Below are 17,772 nucleotides of genomic sequence, written 5' to 3' on the forward strand. Positions count from 1 at the left end.
GAAACACCCCCCCTGCTGGGGCCCCCCCCACCCCCCCCACCCCCCCTCCCCCCCCCCCCCCCCCCCCCCCCCCCCCCCCCCCCCCGCTGGGGGTCGTCGGAGGTGGTCCCTCGTTGCCTGTCGGTCCGCAGCACCCGTTGCTGTTCTCCCACTCGGGCAGTGGTTGAAGGCCGGCGGCGTCGTCGGGGTGCACCAGCACTGTCTGTCGGCTGCCCGCCGAGATGACGAAGCCTTCTTCGCGGCAGACCAGAGTTCCGCGCGACTGAGCCCGCTTCGGGTTCTCCTGATCGTCCTGCGCGACGTAGGGAGGTCCCCAGGGCTCGGGATCGATCGCGTAGTGGCCCTGCGGAACGGTGGAAGGTGCCCTGCGTGTCTCCCTGTCCCGGTCGCGCTCTTCGTCGGAGACGTCAGGGATGGTGGCAAGCTCGGCCAGCTCCGCCGTGATCGCGGTGCCGCACTTGGAACAGAGGAAGACAGTCATCCCCTCGTTGTAGTCCTCAGGGCTGCTGCTTCGCATCCTCGTTTCGCTGCTCGGAGTCGCTGCGCGCGACGACGCCACGGAAATCTGGCATGCCGAGGTGGACGGCTGGGCCACACGGTCACGCATGGCCTCCAGCTTCTGGACGGCGGCGGTCATGGTGGTCTCGATCGCGGCGACCTCGCCGAGCCAGCCCTGATCCTTGGCCTCTTGGAGGCGGTCGATGAGGTTGGTGTGGATCTCCTGGAGACGTGGCATCTGGGCTGGGTCCACGAGCGACCGAGGTACCGCTGCCGCGCACGAAGCGAGAACCCTCCTACGGGTCCCCCAGCGGGGTCCTCTCCCGAACCGACCGCTACCCCCCTGTCTGGAGAGCAGGGCTGAGACCTGCCGACGCGGGGATGCGCACACCTTCGGCAACGCCGGCGGTGTGCGCATCCCCGCGGGCTTCCCGGACTGGTGACATCGACCCCGCTCCTGTCGGTTTGCCGCCCGCAGGTGCGAACGCCTGTTGTCGATAGTCCGTGAACTGAGCCGACCCTGATCGTCGCGGAATGGAGGCCACAGCCGCTTTCAACGAGCCTCATCACCGAGGGCAGGTCGTACGCCAGTTTCGAGAACGCGTTCGGCGGGCTCCGGGGTCAGCGGGCGGCCACGGTGATCGCGGGAGAGTCCACCCACACCACGGTGCCACCGGATGTCGCGGTCAGGCCGTACCTGCTGCCGACGCTCGGTCGGCCGAACTCCTCCCACCGACTGTATGCGGCGGTGATCTCGTCCCACAGCTGTCGCGACCCTGCCTGCGTGACGGCGAAGTCGGCCACGGTGCGGCCGTCGTAGTCGACGGCCGCCCACGAGCCGGTGGTCGCGTCATCGACCCGAAGGCGGGTGGGGGGCGTGTTCGCCGCTGGTGTCCCAGCCGAACGAAGCACCGGGCACTGTGGGGCCGTTGTGGTACTCAGCGGCGAGGTCACGCCCGCGACCGCCCACAGAGACGGCCGCAGCGGCTGCCTCCAGGCGCCGTTGCTGACGGTGTCGCGCGAGGTGCGGAGGCCGGTCGGCATCGTGTCGCTCCCCGCAATGGACGGCCGTCACTCACTTCAGGAGTGGCGGCAACGTGCCTTTCTTACGCGCGCGGCCGCGCGGTCTTGTACTCCACCGGCAGCTCGAGCAGGCCACGGGCACGCAGGGACGGTCGCCACCGGGGTTCGGGCTCGGCCAGAGTCAGGCTGCTGAACCGCTCAAGGAGTGCGGCCAGCGCGATCTCGACCTCGGCCCGGGCCAGCGGTGCGCCCAGGCAGTAGTGGATGCCGTGGCCCAGTGCCAGGTGCCCGGAGGCGTCGCGGTCGACGTCGAGCTGCTCGGGGTGGGAGAAGCGGGCGGGATCGCGGTTGGCCGCAGACAGCGACAGCAGGACGGTTTCCCCGGCAGGGACGGATACTCCTCCGATAGTCACGTCCTCGGTGGGGAAGCGGCGGATCGCCAGAAGCGCCGGCCCTTCGTAGCGCGCCAGTTCCTCGACTGCCTCGGGGAGCTTCGACGGGTCCATGCGGAGGCGTGCCAGATGCTCGGGATGGCTCAGGAGTGCGTGTACGGCATTTCCGATGAGCTGAACGGTGTTCTCGTATCCCGCGCCGAGGATGAGGAAGGCGAGCGACGTCAGTTCGTCCTCGCTGAGCCGGTCGCCGTCGCCGTCGCGAACCGCGATCAGGTCGGAGAGCAGGTCGTCGGCAGGGTGCCGGCGCTTGTGCGCGATGAGCTCGGTGAAGAAGGCGAGCATGGCGCCGATCGCCTGCTTGGCGGCCTGCGGGCGGCTGGGGTCCGGTGCGATCAGCTCGTTGGTCCAAGCGCGGAAGTCCTTGCGATGGTCGTCCGGGATCCCGAGGAGGTCACAGATGACGGTGATCGGCAGCGGGGCAGCGTATGCGGAGATGAGGTCAGTTCGGCCCTCCGTGCCGAGCACGTCCAGCAGTCCGTCCGCGGTCCGCCGAATCGGGGCGCGCAGCGCGTCCACGCGGCGGGGCGTGAAGGCGCGGCTGACGAGCTTGCGAATACGGGTGTGGTCGGGGGGATCCGTGTTCAAGAGGTTGGCGTCAAGGGCCGGCGGCAAGGACAAGCCGCGGTACGAGCCTTCCGCGGCGTTGGTCTTGTCGAGGGAGAGCCGTGGATCCGCAAGGGCTGAGCGTACGTCGTCGTACCGGGTGACAAGCCATGCCGGTTCGCCGGTGGGCCCTGCGATGCGCTGTACCGGCGCAGTGTCACGCAGGTGCTGGTACGCATCGTGTGGGTGCTTCATGAGGTCGCCCTGTAGATCCATGGGCTCACCCTAGTTTGTCGCTTCGGCCGGGCAACGGCCCCGACGAAGCGAGAACATGAGCCCAGAAGGGGTGGCCTCGCCGACGCATCGCGTTGATCGACGCATGGGTCCCGCAGCCGGCCCTCTTCCTCGCCCGGCAACTGGCTGAGCTTGCGCTGAAGGCGCTCCTCGGGCCCGAGCAGAGTCATGGTCACGACCTCGGCAAGATGCTGAAGCAGTTGCAGGAGAGCGGCGATGACGGGTGGGGTGGCAGGTCGGGAAAGCGGTGAGGGATACAAGCGGACCCACCTGCTCGGCGCGCAAATCGGCGGTTCCAACAAGGATCCCCGGAACTTCGTCACTATGCATGCGTACGCCAACACTCCCGTGATGGTCCACATCGAGAACCAAATCCGGGACGCCGTCGATCGAGGTGAGACGATCGAGTACACCGCCACCCCGATCTACCGCACCAACAATGCAACGGACCTGATTCCCGTGGGACTCGCCCTTGAGGTCAACGGAATCCGGGGATTCCATTTCAGGCCCTACGAAGGCCGGGACTTCAAATCAGACATCATCACTATCCTCAACGTACCCAAGAGACAACGGAACTCAAGCTGAAGGAGCGGCCGTGAACCCTGCCATCGCCCACCTCGTCGAAGCCATCCCACCATCGGACGCTCCCCGGGCCCACGGCTGGGCGCGTGTTGAAGAGGAGCTCGGAACAATCCTCCCGAGCGACTACAAGCAGCTCGTTGACCTGCACGGCGGTGGTCTCTTCGACGACGCCATCTGGGTACTCGAGCCGGACTGTCCCAACAAGCACTACGACCTGGTGACTGAGAACCACGACCGCGTCGAGGCACAGCACGGGCTCTGGAAGGGCGGAGAGCCCAAGCCCGCCGAACTCGCAGAGGCAGGATCCCGCACCGTCGCCTGGGCCCTGACCGAGAACGGCGACTGCCTGTACTGGCTGGCCCGCCCTGGCCTGGAACCCGATCAGTGGGCCGTCCTCATCAAAGAGGGACGTGGCCGGGACTGGGAGTTCCATACCCAGTCGTGTTCTGAGTTCCTGCAGTCCATTCTTCTCACCGGCGACACGGAGTCCGAAATGTTCTACGACTTCCCGTCGGAGGAACCGCACGAATTCCGTTCCAGTTCCATTTCCAGTTTCTTGTGAGTTACAGGCCCCCGAAATGCCAACTCTCCGGCCCGGACACGACCTGATGCATCCCTCACCCCAGGGCCTCGACGGCGCAGAACGGAGCCGGTTGGACGTTGCCCCAGTACCGAGGCGGGAGCAGCCCGCGCAGAAGGCCCTGGGCGGGCTGCCGGCTGCCGATCCCACGGCTGTCGATCCGGCCGCGCAGCCACTCGATCTGGACGCCCCGGCCCGTAGGGCGCGGGCGGGACGGGCCACCGTGGAGGCCGCGACCTCGCGCTGCCGCCGAACGGATCGCTGTTCCTCCGCAATGACGCGGGCCTTCTCGGTGCCGATGCCGTCGACCCCGGCCAGCGTGTCCGTGTCCGCGTCGGCGGCCTGGATCGCGGCCATCGAGCCGAAGTGCGCGGCGATCCGGCGGGACATCGTGCGCCCGGTGCCGCGGACACCGAGGGCGCAGAACACGCGGCTCAACGCAGCCCCGCGGGCGGTCTCGATCGCGGCCAGGAGGTTGGCGGCGCTGGTCTCACCCATCCGCTCCACACCGAGGAGCTGCTCGCGGGTCAGCGTGAACAGGTCGGCGGCGTCCTTGACCAGACCGGCCTCCACCGGCTGGATCGCGCGCGTGCCGCCGAGACCTTCGATGTCGAGCTGATCCCGGCCGGCCGCGTAGATCACCGAGGCCACGGCCTGACAGCTCCGGCCGCGCACGCACGGCCACCGCTGCTCGGAGCTCTCGATCGCGTCGGCACAGCGGGGGCACGCCTCGGGGAAGACGATCGGGCTCTCGGCGGCGGTACGCTGGTCGACCAGCGGTGCCTCGACCCGGGGGATCACGTCGCCAGCCCGGTACACGAACACCTGGTCGCCGATCACGAGCCCGCGCCGGGTGATGTCGGACGGATTGTGAAGCGTGGCGTAAGTGACCGTCACCCGTCGATGACCACCGGCTCCAGGACAGCGCGCGGGGCGATGATCCCGGTCCGGCCGACGTTCCACTCCACCGCCAGCAGGCGCGTCACCTTGTGTTCGGCCGCCAGTTTCCGGGCCACCGCCCACCTCGGGGCGCGCGAGCCGTTGCCGGCCTGCCGCTGGTCCTCGGCCGTGTCGGCGTTGACGACGACACCATCGATCCCGAACGGCAGGTCTCCGCGGAGGCCGTCGATCACGTCGATGCGTTCCTGCACCTGCTCCACGGTCTCGCATCGCATCGGGGCGGCGGACGTGCTGGCGGACGTGTTCGCGCCGAGCGCGGCCAGGTTCTCCAGAAGAGCGACGTGGCCGAGGCCGTCCAGGCCGATCGCGCCGTAGGCGAAGAAGGTCAACTCGATCCGGTACGGGCGGTCCTTGGCCCGCAGGGTCCCGGCCGCTCCGCTGCGCGGGTGCGCGAAGGGCGTGGCCGCGTGGGCGAGCCGGATCCGGTTGGCTTCCTCGAACTGCGCGGTCGTCAGCGGCACCTCGCCGCGCAACTCGACGCCGACCGGCTTGGTGAGTACCGGCGGCAGACCGAGGACGGCGTCGGCGGCGTGGGTGATGTCCTCGTCGGCCAGGCCGTCGCCGCGGGTGAGGACCTGAACGAGCCGGCCACCCCGGTACCGGGCGGCCACCGCGAGACCGTCGAGCTTCGGCTCCACACACCACCCGGCCACGGGGCGCCCGAGTCGCCGCTCCAGCCCTGCCGCCCACTCGGCGAGCTCGTCAGCGTCGAAGACGTTGTCGAGGGAGAGCATCGGCACCGAGTGCGGCACATCGCCCTGCACAGCCCCGCCCGCCACCTTCCCGGTCGGCGACTGGGCAAGCACCTCGTCCGGGTGGGCCTCCTCGTAGGCCACGATGGCGCGCAGCAGCCCGTCGTACTCGTCGTCGCCGAGCGGGGTGGTTCCGTCGTCGTAGTACGCGGCTGACGCCGCCACGGCGGTGGTCACGGCCTCCACGTAGGCGGCAGGAGAGAGCAGGGCACTGTTTTCGCTCGTGAAGGTCATCATCCTGCCCCGCACTGACAACGCCACCGTCCGACCCCGCCCTGCCACGGCACACATCGAGCCGCCCTGCGGCACAGGACGGGAACGGCAACAGCCTGCTGATCAGAACCACCCCCGCGGCCGATCGCCCGGACCGAAAGCGGCTCCCGACGGTCACACAGACGCGCATCGTGACCTGCGGAGACGCCGCTCGTTCCGACATGTGGCCCGATTCCTACCGGCTGGCCTGAAGGGGCTATTGTCCCCCGGTCACGGACGGCAATCGGCTCGTCTGTTCAACCCAAGGGAACCGACATGACTGATCTGAACTCGCTGCGGGCAAGCCTTGCGTCAGGTGAGCACGAGTTCGCCGACACCTTGGCCTTCATCACCGCGCACTACGAATACCAGCCGCAGGCGTTCCGCAACGGGGAAGCGGAAAGTGCCGCAGGTGAGAACGAGGGATCCTGCAAGACGCTGGGACTGGCTCTGCTGGAAGGGCTGAGCGACCAGGAGGCGCTGCTGGCATTCGGTGAGCACTACCGCAGCGTGCTGGCGACGCCGAACGGCACTGATCACGGCAACATCCGCAACCTCATGACCCATGGCCTGGCAGGGGTGCGCTTCGCCGGGCAACCGCTGGCCCGCAAGAGCTGAACAGCGGTTCCGGACGAGCACCAAAGGCGAGGAGCGGAACACCCCGTACAACCACTCCCCCAGCCCTTCAAGAGCGGGACGAGGCGTCACCGGCGTCAGCAGCCGCCGTTGAAGTTGAGCCGGAACAGGTCGCAGGCCGCTGGCGGTGAGCCCCAGGCGGCGCAGGGGTTTGCCGATGACGTCGGCTTTGATCATGGGGTGAGTGTCGTCTGCGGCAGTACGGCCGGTCACCAGGAGGCCGTTCCCTGAAGCAGGTCAGCGAGGAGCCCACCGAGAGGGCGACGCTGCCGTCATTTCCCATGAACATCCAGAGTGCCGGTGATCACTGAACGCCCGCCGGAACCCAGGCACAAACGCTGTCGGTTGAAGCGAACGAAGCCAACTTTTGACAACTCCTCCGCGAGGAGGGTCCGGGGCCACCCCAGGAGGGTTCGGGACGGCCACATCTCGGCGGGCGGGAGGCGGCCACAACGGCGGCCTCCCGCTCCGGCGTGTCACCCTTCTGCATCCTCCACGACCGAGGCCCTCCTGATGTCGCAGTCATCCGTTGGTCGGGTAGGCCGTCAAGGCATCGTCAGTTTCGGAGAGGGCCAGTCCGGTGTAATCGTTGACCAGGTAGGGGGCGATGCCGGGCCGTGTCGGTAGGTCGGCGCCAGTACGCGCATCCAAGGTGAGGGGTCCGTCGCCGGTTTTGCCGTAGATCCGCCCGTGCCACACCGCGGTCACCTGGGGTGCGATGCGGCCGGCGTTCTTGTCCGGCAGCTGCCAACGGACGGCACCGCTGGTGTCATCGACGGCCCAGACGTAGGACTCGAGGCTACGCCCGGCACACACGAGGGTGCTCGCGCCGTCGTGAGCGCAGTCACTGCCGGGAAGGTCCTCCGGCAGGTCTCGCTTCACCCTGCCGGTGACGGGGTCGAGGAACTGGCGGTACTGGATCCGGAAGTCGGACTTGTTCTTCGCCGTGGCCAGGATGAGGTGGGGTCCGGCCGGCGTCACCTGGAGGTTGGTACGGTCGTCAGCCCGCCACTTCTCGGCAGCGGTGGCCAGGTCGTATCCGGCTACGGCCGAGTAGGCGCTGTCGATCTCGTCCCACTTTTCGCCCGTCACGATGCCGTCCGTGACCGACGCCGCCTGAAACAGGTCTTTGGTCCACAGCACACGATGGCTGTCGAGATCGACGGCATAGGTGGTGGCTCCGGATGAGACCGTCGACTGGGTCGGGGAGAGCGTAAAGACAGCGACCCTGCCAGACACCCCGACGACCGAAGAAGCGATCGGAGACTGGCTACGCTTCGTCCACTCCGGAAGTTCCAGCGGCATCCGCCACGGGGCGGCCCCCGCGGCCGTGGGGATCGCCGTGAACTCCAGAAAGACACGCGGGGCCTGCGTTCCGACGCCCGGCTGGTGAACGAAGAAGGTGGTGAGGACCAGCGGTGACTCAGCGCCGGTGACAAAGGGAGCCGGGAGGCCGTTCTCAAGATTCGGGGTCAACTTCACAAGTGGCTCGGCTTCCGAAGTGACCGCGGTGGTGACCGCACCGCTAGGCCGTTTCTTACCGATCATCTGATCGTTGGTTGATGTGTGTCGTTGACTGACGCGCAGTGGTCGCGGATCGAGCCGTTGTTGCCGGACCGGAAGCCTCGGCGGGGTGGTCGGTGGCGAGACCATCGCCAAGTGATCGACGCGATCGCGTTCAAGTACCGCACAGGCACTCCGTGGATGGACTTGCCCGAGCGGTTCGGTTCATGGAAGGGCGCCCACAGCCGGCTGCGGATGTGGGCGATCGACGGCACGTGGGAGCGCGTCTTCGCCGCCCTGCTCGCCCAGGCCGACACGGAAGAGGACCTGGACTGGGTCGTCTCGGTGGACTCCACCATCGTCCGTGCCCATCAGCACGCCGCCGGGGCCCGTCAAAGGGGGCCCCGGCGGGCGAGCCGCTCGACCATGCCCTCGGCCGGTCCCGCGGCGGACTGACCACGAAGATCCACCTCGCCGCCGACGGCCGGTGCCGGCCACTCGCGTTCGTTCTCACTCCCGGCCAGGCCGGTGACGCCCCCGCCTTCCCGCAGGTCATGGCCGCGATCCGGGTGGGCCGGCCGAAGGGCAGGCCCCGGACCCGGCCCACGACCGTGCTGGCCGACAAGGCGTACTCGTCCCGCGTGATCCGCGAACACCTCCGCAAGCGCAAGATCCGTGCCGTGAACCCACAGCCTGACGACCAGATCGCCAACCGCAAACGCCTCGGACGAAAAGGCGGCAGGCCGCCGGCCTTCGACAAGGCGGCCTACAAACTGCGGAATACCGTCGAGCGCTGCATCAACAAGCTCAAACAGTGGCGCGGCCTGGCCACCCGCTACGACAAGACAGCCACCGTCTACCGGGCGGCCCTCCACCTCGCGGCCATCCACATCTGGTCCGCGAGGTGATCCCTAAGAAGCCCAGCCGTATCTCAATCGATCATGGAACGTGTGGATCGAACAGGGTTCCTGGTCGGGTGATCTTCCGGCGGTACACGCATGAAGGCAGGGCCTCTCGGTAGCTCGGGGATGCGAATCTGACCGGGCGGTGCCGGGAGGCCTGTTGTCGTATGGGTACGCGTCCGAACCGGTTGAGTTCAACTCGTCCGCCGTGTCATGCGATTGTCTCGCGCACGTGTACGGCAACGCGGCCGATCATCCCGATCGGGAGCCGCGGTATCCGTCGGACATGTCGGACACGGAGTGGGCAGTGGTGCGGCCGTTGCTGCCCACGCCGGTCTGGCTGGAGGGCCGGGGCGGGCAACCCGAGGGCTACTGCCACCGCCAGATGCTGGACGCGATCCGCTACCTGGTCGCGGGCGGGATCTCCTGGCGGTCGATGCCCGCAGACTTTCCCTGCTGGCCGCGGGTCTATGCGTTCTTCCGCCGCTGGCGGCAGCACGGGCTGATCGCCGAGTTCCATGACCGGCTGCGCGAGAAGGTGCGGGAGCGTGAGGGACGCGACGCGGAGCCGACAGCGGGGGTCATCGACGCGCAGTCGGTGAAAGCCGCCGCCTCGGTGCCCTCCACCTCACACGGCTACGACGGCGGCAAGTTGATCAACGGGAGGAAGCGGCACATCGTGACGGACTGCCTGGGCCTGCTGCTGGTCGTGGCCGTGACCGCCGCGAACGTCGGCGACCGCGAAGCGGCTACCGGCCTGCTGACCCGGCTGCGCGAGCTGCACAGGGACATCCTTCTGGTCTGGGCCGACGGCGGCTACACCGGATCCCTCATCCACTGGGCCCGCGAGAAACTCGCCCTGACCGTGGAAGTCGTCAAACGGACCGACGACACGAAGGGGTTCGTGGTGCTGCCGAGGCGGTGGGTGGTCGAGCGCACCCTGAGCTGGCTGATGCACTCGAGGCGTCTGTGCCGGGACTACGAGACGCTGCCCACGACCAGCGAGGCGATGATCCTGTTCTCGATGATCACACGGATGGGCCGCCGCCTGGCGAGGCCACACGCCTGCGACCGGCACTGACCGCCCCCGACGCCTCCTGGAGCAACCCGACCAGCTCGGCCAGGCGTTTCGCCTTCGAGCGCGCCCCCTCGGCCTTCGCCGCCACCGCCGTGTCGATGCCCATCCAGCCGGCCCTTGGCCAGTACGTATTTGCCGTGGATGGTGTTCCCCCCGGTGTCAGCGGGAGAACGGGCGTCGCCCTGGGGGTCTGTTGTTGACGTCGCGAATCTGCCAGAAGATGGATCGTGTCCCTGCTGCAATGGTGCTCATACTTCATGTGATGCCCAATACAGGACGGGATTCATGTCCACAGCAACTACCACCTCCATCGACCCCCCTGTACTGCCGACTCGATCACCACTGGCCTCGTGGCTGGCAGTAATTTCGGTGATGTTGGGGATCTTCTCGATCGTCACTACCGAAATTCTACCGATCGGATTGTTGACTTCGATCGGTTCGAGTTTCACCATCTCCGATGGAATGGCTGGTCTGATGATGACTATGCCTGGCTTCCTGGCCGCGATCTCGGCGCCGGTGGTAACCGTTGCTACGGGGCGTTTCGACCGTCGGCTCATGCTGGGTGCGTTTATTCTGTTGCTGGCATTGGCGAACTTCTTGGCCGCAGTTGCGTCGAGCTACTGGCTGGTCCTGGTCTCACGCGTGTTGGTCGGCGTCACCATCGGTGGTTTCTGGTCCATCGGAGCGGGGCTGGCCAGCCGGCTGGTTCCTGCCGAATCGGTAGGCCGGGCAATCGCCGTGATCTTCTCCGCGGTGCCTCTCGGTTCCGTGCTCGGAGTCCCGCTCGGTACGTTCATCGGAGATGTCGCGGGGTGGCGTACGGCGTTTCTTGCCATGGGGATCCTGACTCTCCTCGTCTTCGTCATGTTGCTCCTGGTCGTCCCGCCGCTGCCGGCCGGTGAGCCGACTCGTCTCAGTGTGCTCACGGGCATGCTCGGGAGTGTCAATACTCGGTTTGCTTTGGTGATGACGTTCCTCGTTGTGCTCGCCCACTTCGGTGCCTACACCTACGTCACTCCGTTCCTGGAGCAGGTGACCCATGTGAGCTCCGGGCTCATCACGGTATATCTGCTCATTTACGGAGCTGCAGGAATTGCCGGGAACTTCCTGGGCGGGGCGGCTGTGGCTCGGTATCCGAGGGGCACCTTCGCGGCCGCCGCACTGGTAATGGCCGGCGCGACTGTGCTGCTCCCGGCGCTCGGCAGGGGTGATCTCGGCGCCGTAGCCCTGCTGGTTCTGTGGGGCGTTGCCTATGGAGCCGTGCCTGTCTGCTCACAGACCTGGTTCGCCAAGGCCTCGCCCGATTCACCCGAAGCCTCCTCCGTGCTCTTCACCGCCTCGTTCCAGGCCACCATCTCCATCGGGGCGCTGGTCGGAGGTGTCGTGGTTGACCGCTCTTCCCCATCTATGGTCATGACGCTTGGTGGCACGTCAGCTGCCCTGATGGTGCTGGTCGCGTGCATCCACTACGTCCGGAAGATCTCGTGGCCTGGCCCGGCCAAACCGTAGGCCATATACCTGCTTGACGGGCGGTCTACCGCACTGCTCCTGCTTCCACAGCTGCGGCGGACCTGCGGTGTGACGGACACGCGCACACCCCTGCCTTCGGGACATCTTCAGCTGATCACAGCACTCACCACGGCGGGAAATTATCTGGCCGCCGTTGGGGAGATCTCGCAGGCCGCCAGCGGGGAGCACTCCTGGCCGCCAACGGGGAGAACTTCAAGGCCATTGACAGAGGGGTTCGTGGTGCTGCTGGGGCGTTGGGTGGTAGAGCGCACGTTCGCGTGCCTGATGCATTCGCGCCGACTGGCCCGGGACTACGAGACGTTGCCGACCAGTAGTGAGGCGGTGATCCGGTGGTCGATGGTCACGCGGATGGGGCGGCGTCTGGCACGGGCCGCCGGCCGGCGCTGAACATCCCCGACGCCTCCTGCACGAGCCACCCGCGCTCCGCCAGCCGCCTGGCCTTCGAGCGCACCCCCTCGACCTTCGCCGACGTCGTCTGAAGGCCCAGCTCCACCGTGATCTCCTTGGCCTTCAGCGGTCCTTGGCCCTCCAGCTGCCGCTTGTCGAGCACACCCAGGATCCGCTGGTAGTCCAGCACCGTCACCAGCAATCCTTCGCGCCAAGGCGGCACGATCGAGCCCGGCACCGACGCGGGCGAAGACACGGCTTCCTGCTCCACCTCGGACCCGGTCACGGCGGTGGTCCCGGCAGCCGGGGCTGCCAGGGCTTCGACCAGCTCTTCCCGCGCGATCACCCGCCGGTCCAGCTCGATCTCGCCTTCCTCCAACACCCCAGCCAACCGGGCGACTTCCTCCCGCAGCCCTTCCACCCGCACACGGGCCGCTGTCTCCCGCTCCTCCAACATTCCCAGCACCGACGCCATCGCGCACCCCTCGCTCACGGATCGGAAACAAGACGTCGGATGCCTCCCTCATTCCGAGCCAGACCATGCCTGACCAGCAGAAATTAAGCGATCATGTTCGGTTGAGATACGGCTTCTAAGAAACGGCCTAGCCGTGTCGACCGCCAGGACACGATCGGGCAGAGCTACATATGCCGTCTGCTTGTAGAGGGCCACTGGCGTCCCTCCCCCCGGCCATGTCAGCCGGCCGGACCCCGCCTCCTGCGGCATGAGAACTCCGGCGCCGCCATCGAAACGCGCCGGCGGATCGTGCACGGCGCGCGGTGGCTTGCCAGGCGTGCCGGCGGAAGCCGGCGGAGCAGCGTCCACGGCGTTTGTCGCTGGTGCCTTCGTACAGCCAGCGGTTGCCATCGCCAAAACCGCGACGAACACATAACACCGTTGTGCAGTCCTGGACTTCACAAGCCGCCTCACCTTCTTCGGAGTCAAACGATCACTCTAAAACAGGGTCGGACATGGGGCGGTCACCTGAACATGACTGGCGCCGGACAACTGCACGGTTCCCCATGCCGCCCTGGGCAGGCTCCTGGATGCTCCTTGCCCGCCCCGCGGAGACTCCACTGGCCAAAGGGGGCCCCACGGCGCTGCTGCTGCGGCGTCCAGGACGTCCCGCACGGTCGCGTCGACCGCCGGGGCGTGGGCGAGGCGGCCCTGCCAGTCCTGGACGACCTCGTACAGCCCGGCGAGGGAGAACGTGCGGCGGAACTCCTCCAGCGCGGCCGCCCACTCCCGCTCGAAAGCCGGCACCCACTGTGCGGCACGCCGGTCGACGCGCAGGCCGGCCGGCGCGCCTGGTGCGGGGGCGTGCGGGGTGAGGGGTGTGTGGTCGGGCTGGGCACTCACCCCAACCCGGCATCAACCGCGATGAAACGACCAGGATCGCTTGGAACCGCTCCCTCAACGGCACGGGAGCCTCGTGCATTGCAGCCCCGGTCCTTGCCTCGTCCACGTCCCCCGATCAATCGTCGACCCGAAGAGGCTCGATCATCCAGGAGCGGTGACGGGACACAGCCGTACGGCGGCGCGACCTGCCGGCTGCGCGGTACGTCAGGCGCCGCCCTGGAACATCATGTATCCGAGTCCCCCTCCAGGACCGTTCGGAACGGGCTGCAGGTTCAGCAGCAGCGGATTCGTGAACGTCTGGCCGAGGACGGTGATGGTGAGCTGGCGGCCCGGGAAGTAGCTGTTCACCCATGCCGAGAGGGGGCCCCACCGGTTCTCCAGTTCCACCAGGCCTCCGATGGGGGTCCCGCGGACGTTCCGGATGTTGGCCGCGTGGTGGCGGGCCATGATGTCGAAGCGCACGGACTCAGCGGTCACCTGGATCAACTGGGTGAGCGCTGCCTGCATGTTGGTCTGGTTGTAGTTTTCGCCCCCGAGCCGGCGCAGGACGTTAATGGAGCGGAGGATGTCGCCCGCACTGACATTCCGTTCGCCCCGGTCCCCGGCGTTGAGGTTCCCGCGTCCCGCGTAGTTGCTCCCGATGCCGAGGCTATCGACATTGACCGTCGGGAAGCCGGCAGACCGGATGTTCTGCTGCATGAGGCCCTGGAAATCAGTGAAAGCGAAATGCGTGTTCAGGTGCCCCTGTATGCCGTTCTCGGACCAGAATCCCATGAGGTACAGGTTGTCGGACCGGAAGTACAGGGAGACCTGATGCCCTCTGCGCTGTCCCGGAGGGGTGTTGCGGTCAATGATCCTCAGCTCGATGGTGCGGTTCGGTACGGCAGACGTCACCGCCGAGTTTCCGTTGCCGGTCATCGCGCTGAACGCTATTTCGCGCATGTCCCGGATCATGTTCTCGTACCGGCTGGCGATTTCGGCGCGGTTCGCGTCCACGTTGACCATCGACGTGATGTCCCAGTCGACGATGTTGATGCCGGGGCGCGGCAGGGCGGAGGCCGTAGGGGCTGCGAGCAAGGTGGACAGCACAGCCCCGAGCAGTGCCAGGGCGAGGGTGGTCCGGTGAACGATGCCGTGCGTTTTGGTCGCTTGCATGTGCGGGTCGTCTTCTTTCCTTTGTCTGTCATGGCGAAGGAAACTCGATGGTGCCATGGGGCTGATTAGGCAGTCCGGTACCAATGCTGATAGGGGTTGTCGCTCCCGTATTCGTGCACGTATGCGTCGCCCTTGTAGTTGGAGTCGAGTGCAGTCCTGGAAGACTCGTTGATCATCGCGTAGAGCCCGTCGCGCACCCACGTATTGGCCCACTGCTGCGTGCGGTCCTGCGCATTACAGGCGGCGCCGACGACGGACGATCCCTTCGCTGCCAGGCAGCGACCGGTCTTGGTGCTCTGGATCATGACGTCTCCGTGCCACTCACCGGTGTGGAGGATCCAGTGCTGGTAGGGATTGGTCGAGCCGCATTCCTTGGTGTAAATATTTCCCTGAAAGTCTCCGTCGAGGCAGAGCCCGGTCTTCTCGTTCTGCAGCATCACGCCGTCGGCGGCCGCTGCCGGCACGGCCAGGGCCGCGACAAAAACGGCGGTGAGTGCACTGCCGATGACGCCGTTTCGGATCTTCACCAAATTATCCCGTTCTCCGGATGAGAATGCCCCATTTGCTACTGCATGGTCCACTGCATGTAAGGGTTGCCGGTGCCGTAAATCGAGACATAAGCTTCCCCCTTCGCATTGGAGTCCAGTGCGTACTTGTTCTGGTAATTGACGAGCGCACTCACATTGTTGTCGATGTACCACCGCTGCCATCGCTGGGCGTACTCGGCGGAGTTGCAGCGAAGCCCGTACACCTCATTCCGACCCGGCCCGAAGCCGGAGAGGCACAGGCCGGTCTTGACGCTTCGCATCTGAAACGTGTCGGTGAAGGGGATCGACACCAGAACCCAGTGCTGATATGGATTGTCTCCGCCGCACTCGTGGGTATATATATCCCCACGAGTATTTCCGTCCAGGCACAGTCCGGTCTGCCTGTCCCTGAAGGCCACACCGGACTCGGCATGTGCCGGGGTAGCCAGAACCGCGATGCAGGCCGCGGCAAGGACACCGCTGAACAAGGCGAACCTCTTCTTGACCACGTAGGTCTCCGTTCCGTTCGTGAGGGAGCTGGAAAAAGGCGCGCCCGGCTGCCACCGGCCAACGGCAACGGGGCGCGTTTCACTGGCTTGTGCTGAACCGGGACAGGGCCCACGACCGCCCAACCGGCGGCGGATGGAATCCGCCGCCCCCTCTCCCGGTTGCCCAGGAGGTCTAGTACTGCCGGGGCGGGCAGAGGGCATCGCCCCACGCCGTGGTGACGGGGCAGTCCTTGTCGGGGTCGAGCCCCCCGGGAAGTTCCATGCCTGCGCTGACGCGCTGCCCGGCGACGGCCCCGTCCGAGGCGGCGGATGCGGCGGATGCGGCGGATGCGGCGGATGCGGCGGATGCGGCGGATGCGGCCAGGCTGCCGCCTCCGATCCCCGCGGCCAGTACAAGGGCCACCAGTGCCCGGGTCATGTTTCCCCGCATGTGCGTCAACTCCTGCTGTGGTTCGGCGACGGTCAGTTCGCCGGTCTAGTGCACCCGCCGCATGTCTCGGCTGTGATCACCACTGTGCCGACCCGCCGCCGTCCACGGCAGCCCCGCGAGGGATCATCTGTGTGCCATGCACTTTTAGGAGGGGTCCCATGGGCAATTCGCCACATGCCACCGGAGCGGCGGACATACCCGGAGTAGGCAGTGCTGCCGTCCTGCTCTACCGGTGGACCGTCGTCCACGGAGGCATCACCCCCGCCACCCTGTCCCGGGCCGTCGCCGAGACCGGGATCAGCGACGATGACGGTCACCAGGCGCTGAACTCCCTCCTTGACGCCTGTCTCCTCCAGGAACTCCCCGCCGATCCCGGGCGTCCCGGCGTGCGTTGGCAGCCGGTGAGTCCGCAGGCCGCCGCGAGTCAACTGCTGTCCGACCGCGACGCAGCTCTGCGCGCCAAGGAAGAAGCCCTGCGTAGCCAGCGTCGGCAGATGCAGGACCAACACGACGGGCTCGCAGCCCTCATGCCCGTGTACCTCCAGGCGCGCCAGCATGCCTTCCCTCAGGGCACCATCGACCACCTGCCGGACAAGTTCGCTGTCCGCACACTGCTCACCGACGTCATCGACGCGTGTCACAGCGAAGTCCTGGTTTCCAAACACGGTGGCGCCTTCCCGCCCGCAGCCCTCCGCGAAGCCCTGCCCCGCGATCTGGCCCTCCTCCGGCGCGGTATCCGCATGCGCAGCCTCTACCAGCACGCCACGCGCTTCGACCAACCCACCCGTACGCACGCCGAACACCTCGTCGCCGCCGGCGCCGAGATCCGCACTTTGCCCGAAGTCCTGCCCCAGATGATCGTCGTGGACCAGGCCTTAGCCCTTCTCCCGTCCCGCTCTGGCGGCGCGCTGATCATCCGCGAACCCGACCTCCTCGCCTACCTCCTGGACGTCTTCGAACGCGACTGGGCCAACGCCACCCCCTATGCCACCGGTCCCCACGCCACACAAGCCGTGTCCCAGACCATGAGGCAGGCCATCCTCGTCATGCTTGCCAAAGGCCTCAAAGACGACACCATCGCCCGCCGCCTCGGCATCTCGCTCCGCACGTGCCGTCGCCACGTCTCTGAACTCCTCGACACTCTCGGCGCGCACAGCCGGTTCGAAGCAGGAGTCATCGCCGAACGCCAAGGCATGACCCACCACCCAGCACCCACACCACCCGTGGAAGCCGTCCAGCCGTTCCCGGACACCCCCCGGACCGGGTCCGCACAGGCGTGCCCTGCCTGTGGTGAAGCCCTGCCCACTCGGCCCCACGGCCAGACCAGCGGGCGACCGGCCCGCTACTGCTCCCCCAAATGCCGCTCCCGTGCCTACCGGGAACGCACAAGCCGATCCCCGGAACCACCAACCGGCATGGCCAGCACCTCGCATCTGCCACGAAACCCGCCACCCGCGTGACGAAACGGCGACGCCGACTGTAAATCGTTCGATGCAACCCTGATCAGGAAGATGCATCGATCACCAGCGAGCCCATTCACGCCGACGACGGATCGGGGCAGCACCTCCTGACGGGTGTTGCAGCGGGCTGACGGAAGGTCGCCGGCATTCCAGTCATTGAACCTCGCCAGCGCGCAGTACGGTCTCGGACGGTTCCAGGGAGCCTCGGGCCTCCGCCAAGAGATCCTCATCGATCGCGAACGCACCCTCCCAACGGCCATTCCGACACGCGATGGAGCTGTCAGGCGCGTGCGAGAGGGGCCTGGACCGCCGTGCAGAAGCACCGGCGTGTGCGGCCTGCGGTGTCGGCCACGACGAGG

At 67.1% G+C, this 17,772-nt stretch carries 14 protein-coding genes and 3 pseudogenes; 7 read left to right on the plus strand and 10 right to left on the minus strand.

The window, feature by feature from the left end; translation table 11 throughout:
- Positions 1 to 1,119: 1,119 nt before the first annotated feature.
- On the minus strand, positions 1,120 to 1,542 hold the full coding sequence (locus ACZ4YL_RS19275) for a hypothetical protein (protein ID WP_468117786.1): 423 nt from the start codon (positions 1,540 to 1,542) through the stop codon (positions 1,120 to 1,122).
- A 62-nt stretch (positions 1,543 to 1,604) separates the two neighbouring features.
- Positions 1,605 to 2,795 (minus strand): cytochrome P450 family protein, encoded by a 1,191-nt coding sequence (locus tag ACZ4YL_RS19280; RefSeq protein WP_468117788.1) that lies wholly within the window; start codon positions 2,793 to 2,795, stop codon positions 1,605 to 1,607.
- Positions 2,796 to 3,029: 234 nt separating this feature from the next.
- Here ACZ4YL_RS19280 and ACZ4YL_RS19285 point away from each other — a divergent pair.
- Positions 3,030 to 3,398 (plus strand): annotated as a pseudogene (locus ACZ4YL_RS19285) (DNA/RNA non-specific endonuclease); the annotation flags it as partial.
- A 10-nt stretch (positions 3,399 to 3,408) separates the two neighbouring features.
- Entirely contained in the window at positions 3,409 to 3,957 is a 549-nt protein-coding gene (locus ACZ4YL_RS19290; RefSeq protein WP_468118187.1) for an SMI1/KNR4 family protein, read from the plus strand.
- Here the strand turns inward: ACZ4YL_RS19290 and ligA are convergent.
- Positions 3,871 to 5,924: pseudogene (gene ligA, locus ACZ4YL_RS19295) on the minus strand (NAD-dependent DNA ligase LigA); the annotation flags it as partial. The gene ACZ4YL_RS19290 and the pseudogene ligA sit on opposite strands and share 87 nt — an antisense overlap.
- A gap of 291 nt (positions 5,925 to 6,215) precedes the next feature.
- Between ligA and ACZ4YL_RS19300 the strand changes: the two are divergent.
- The gene (locus ACZ4YL_RS19300; protein ID WP_468117790.1) at positions 6,216 to 6,557 is read left to right on the plus strand and encodes a HopJ type III effector protein; all 342 of its coding nucleotides are present in this window, start codon (positions 6,216 to 6,218) and stop codon (positions 6,555 to 6,557) included.
- A 540-nt stretch (positions 6,558 to 7,097) separates the two neighbouring features.
- Here ACZ4YL_RS19300 and ACZ4YL_RS19305 read toward each other — a convergent pair.
- On the minus strand, positions 7,098 to 8,123 hold the full coding sequence (locus tag ACZ4YL_RS19305; protein ID WP_468117792.1) for a PQQ-binding-like beta-propeller repeat protein: 1,026 nt from the start codon (positions 8,121 to 8,123) through the stop codon (positions 7,098 to 7,100).
- A gap of 18 nt (positions 8,124 to 8,141) precedes the next feature.
- On the opposite strand from ACZ4YL_RS19305, the gene ACZ4YL_RS19310 reads away from it, so the two are divergent.
- From ACZ4YL_RS19310 to ACZ4YL_RS19320, 3 genes are all read left to right on the plus strand, one after another.
- Positions 8,142 to 8,986 (plus strand): IS5 family transposase gene (locus ACZ4YL_RS19310; RefSeq protein WP_468117793.1). Its coding sequence is split into 2 segments (ribosomal slippage): positions 8,142 to 8,472 and positions 8,472 to 8,986, totalling 846 coding nucleotides; the frame shifts between segments, so codons are not numbered across the junction.
- Positions 8,987 to 9,266: 280 nt separating this feature from the next.
- Positions 9,267 to 10,061 carry an IS5 family transposase gene (locus tag ACZ4YL_RS19315; RefSeq protein ID WP_468117794.1) on the plus strand — a complete coding sequence of 265 codons (795 nt, stop codon included), beginning with the start codon at positions 9,267 to 9,269 and terminating at the stop codon, positions 10,059 to 10,061.
- A gap of 282 nt (positions 10,062 to 10,343) precedes the next feature.
- A complete protein-coding gene (locus tag ACZ4YL_RS19320; protein WP_468117796.1) occupies positions 10,344 to 11,567 on the plus strand; it encodes an MFS transporter in 1,224 nt (407 codons plus the stop codon).
- A 361-nt stretch (positions 11,568 to 11,928) separates the two neighbouring features.
- Here ACZ4YL_RS19320 and ACZ4YL_RS19325 read toward each other — a convergent pair whose 3' ends face one another.
- The 6 genes and pseudogenes from ACZ4YL_RS19325 to ACZ4YL_RS19350 all read right to left on the minus strand — a co-directional run bounded on the left by ACZ4YL_RS19325 (position 11,929) and on the right by ACZ4YL_RS19350 (position 15,953).
- Positions 11,929 to 12,450, minus strand: a complete 522-nt coding sequence (locus ACZ4YL_RS19325; RefSeq protein ID WP_468117797.1) for a hypothetical protein — start codon at positions 12,448 to 12,450, stop codon at positions 11,929 to 11,931.
- A 636-nt stretch (positions 12,451 to 13,086) separates the two neighbouring features.
- Positions 13,087 to 13,332: pseudogene (locus ACZ4YL_RS19330) on the minus strand (DUF6247 family protein); the annotation flags it as partial.
- Positions 13,333 to 13,536: 204 nt separating this feature from the next.
- Positions 13,537 to 14,544, minus strand: a complete 1,008-nt coding sequence (locus ACZ4YL_RS19335) for a ribosome-inactivating family protein (protein WP_468117799.1) — start codon at positions 14,542 to 14,544, stop codon at positions 13,537 to 13,539.
- A gap of 8 nt (positions 14,545 to 14,552) precedes the next feature.
- The gene (locus ACZ4YL_RS19340; protein WP_468117801.1) at positions 14,553 to 15,014 is read right to left on the minus strand and encodes an RICIN domain-containing protein; all 462 of its coding nucleotides are present in this window, start codon (positions 15,012 to 15,014) and stop codon (positions 14,553 to 14,555) included.
- A 38-nt stretch (positions 15,015 to 15,052) separates the two neighbouring features.
- Positions 15,053 to 15,523 carry an RICIN domain-containing protein gene (locus ACZ4YL_RS19345; protein ID WP_468117803.1) on the minus strand — a complete coding sequence of 157 codons (471 nt, stop codon included), beginning with the start codon at positions 15,521 to 15,523 and terminating at the stop codon, positions 15,053 to 15,055.
- Positions 15,524 to 15,695: 172 nt separating this feature from the next.
- A complete protein-coding gene (locus ACZ4YL_RS19350) occupies positions 15,696 to 15,953 on the minus strand; it encodes a hypothetical protein (RefSeq protein WP_468117805.1) in 258 nt (85 codons plus the stop codon).
- A gap of 158 nt (positions 15,954 to 16,111) precedes the next feature.
- Here ACZ4YL_RS19350 and ACZ4YL_RS19355 point away from each other — a divergent pair, with 158 nt between their 5' ends.
- Entirely contained in the window at positions 16,112 to 17,413 is a 1,302-nt protein-coding gene (locus tag ACZ4YL_RS19355; RefSeq protein ID WP_468117806.1) for a helix-turn-helix transcriptional regulator, read from the plus strand.
- Positions 17,414 to 17,772 lie beyond the last annotated feature (359 nt).

Source organism: Streptomyces sp. NPDC030021 (assembly GCF_055574035.1).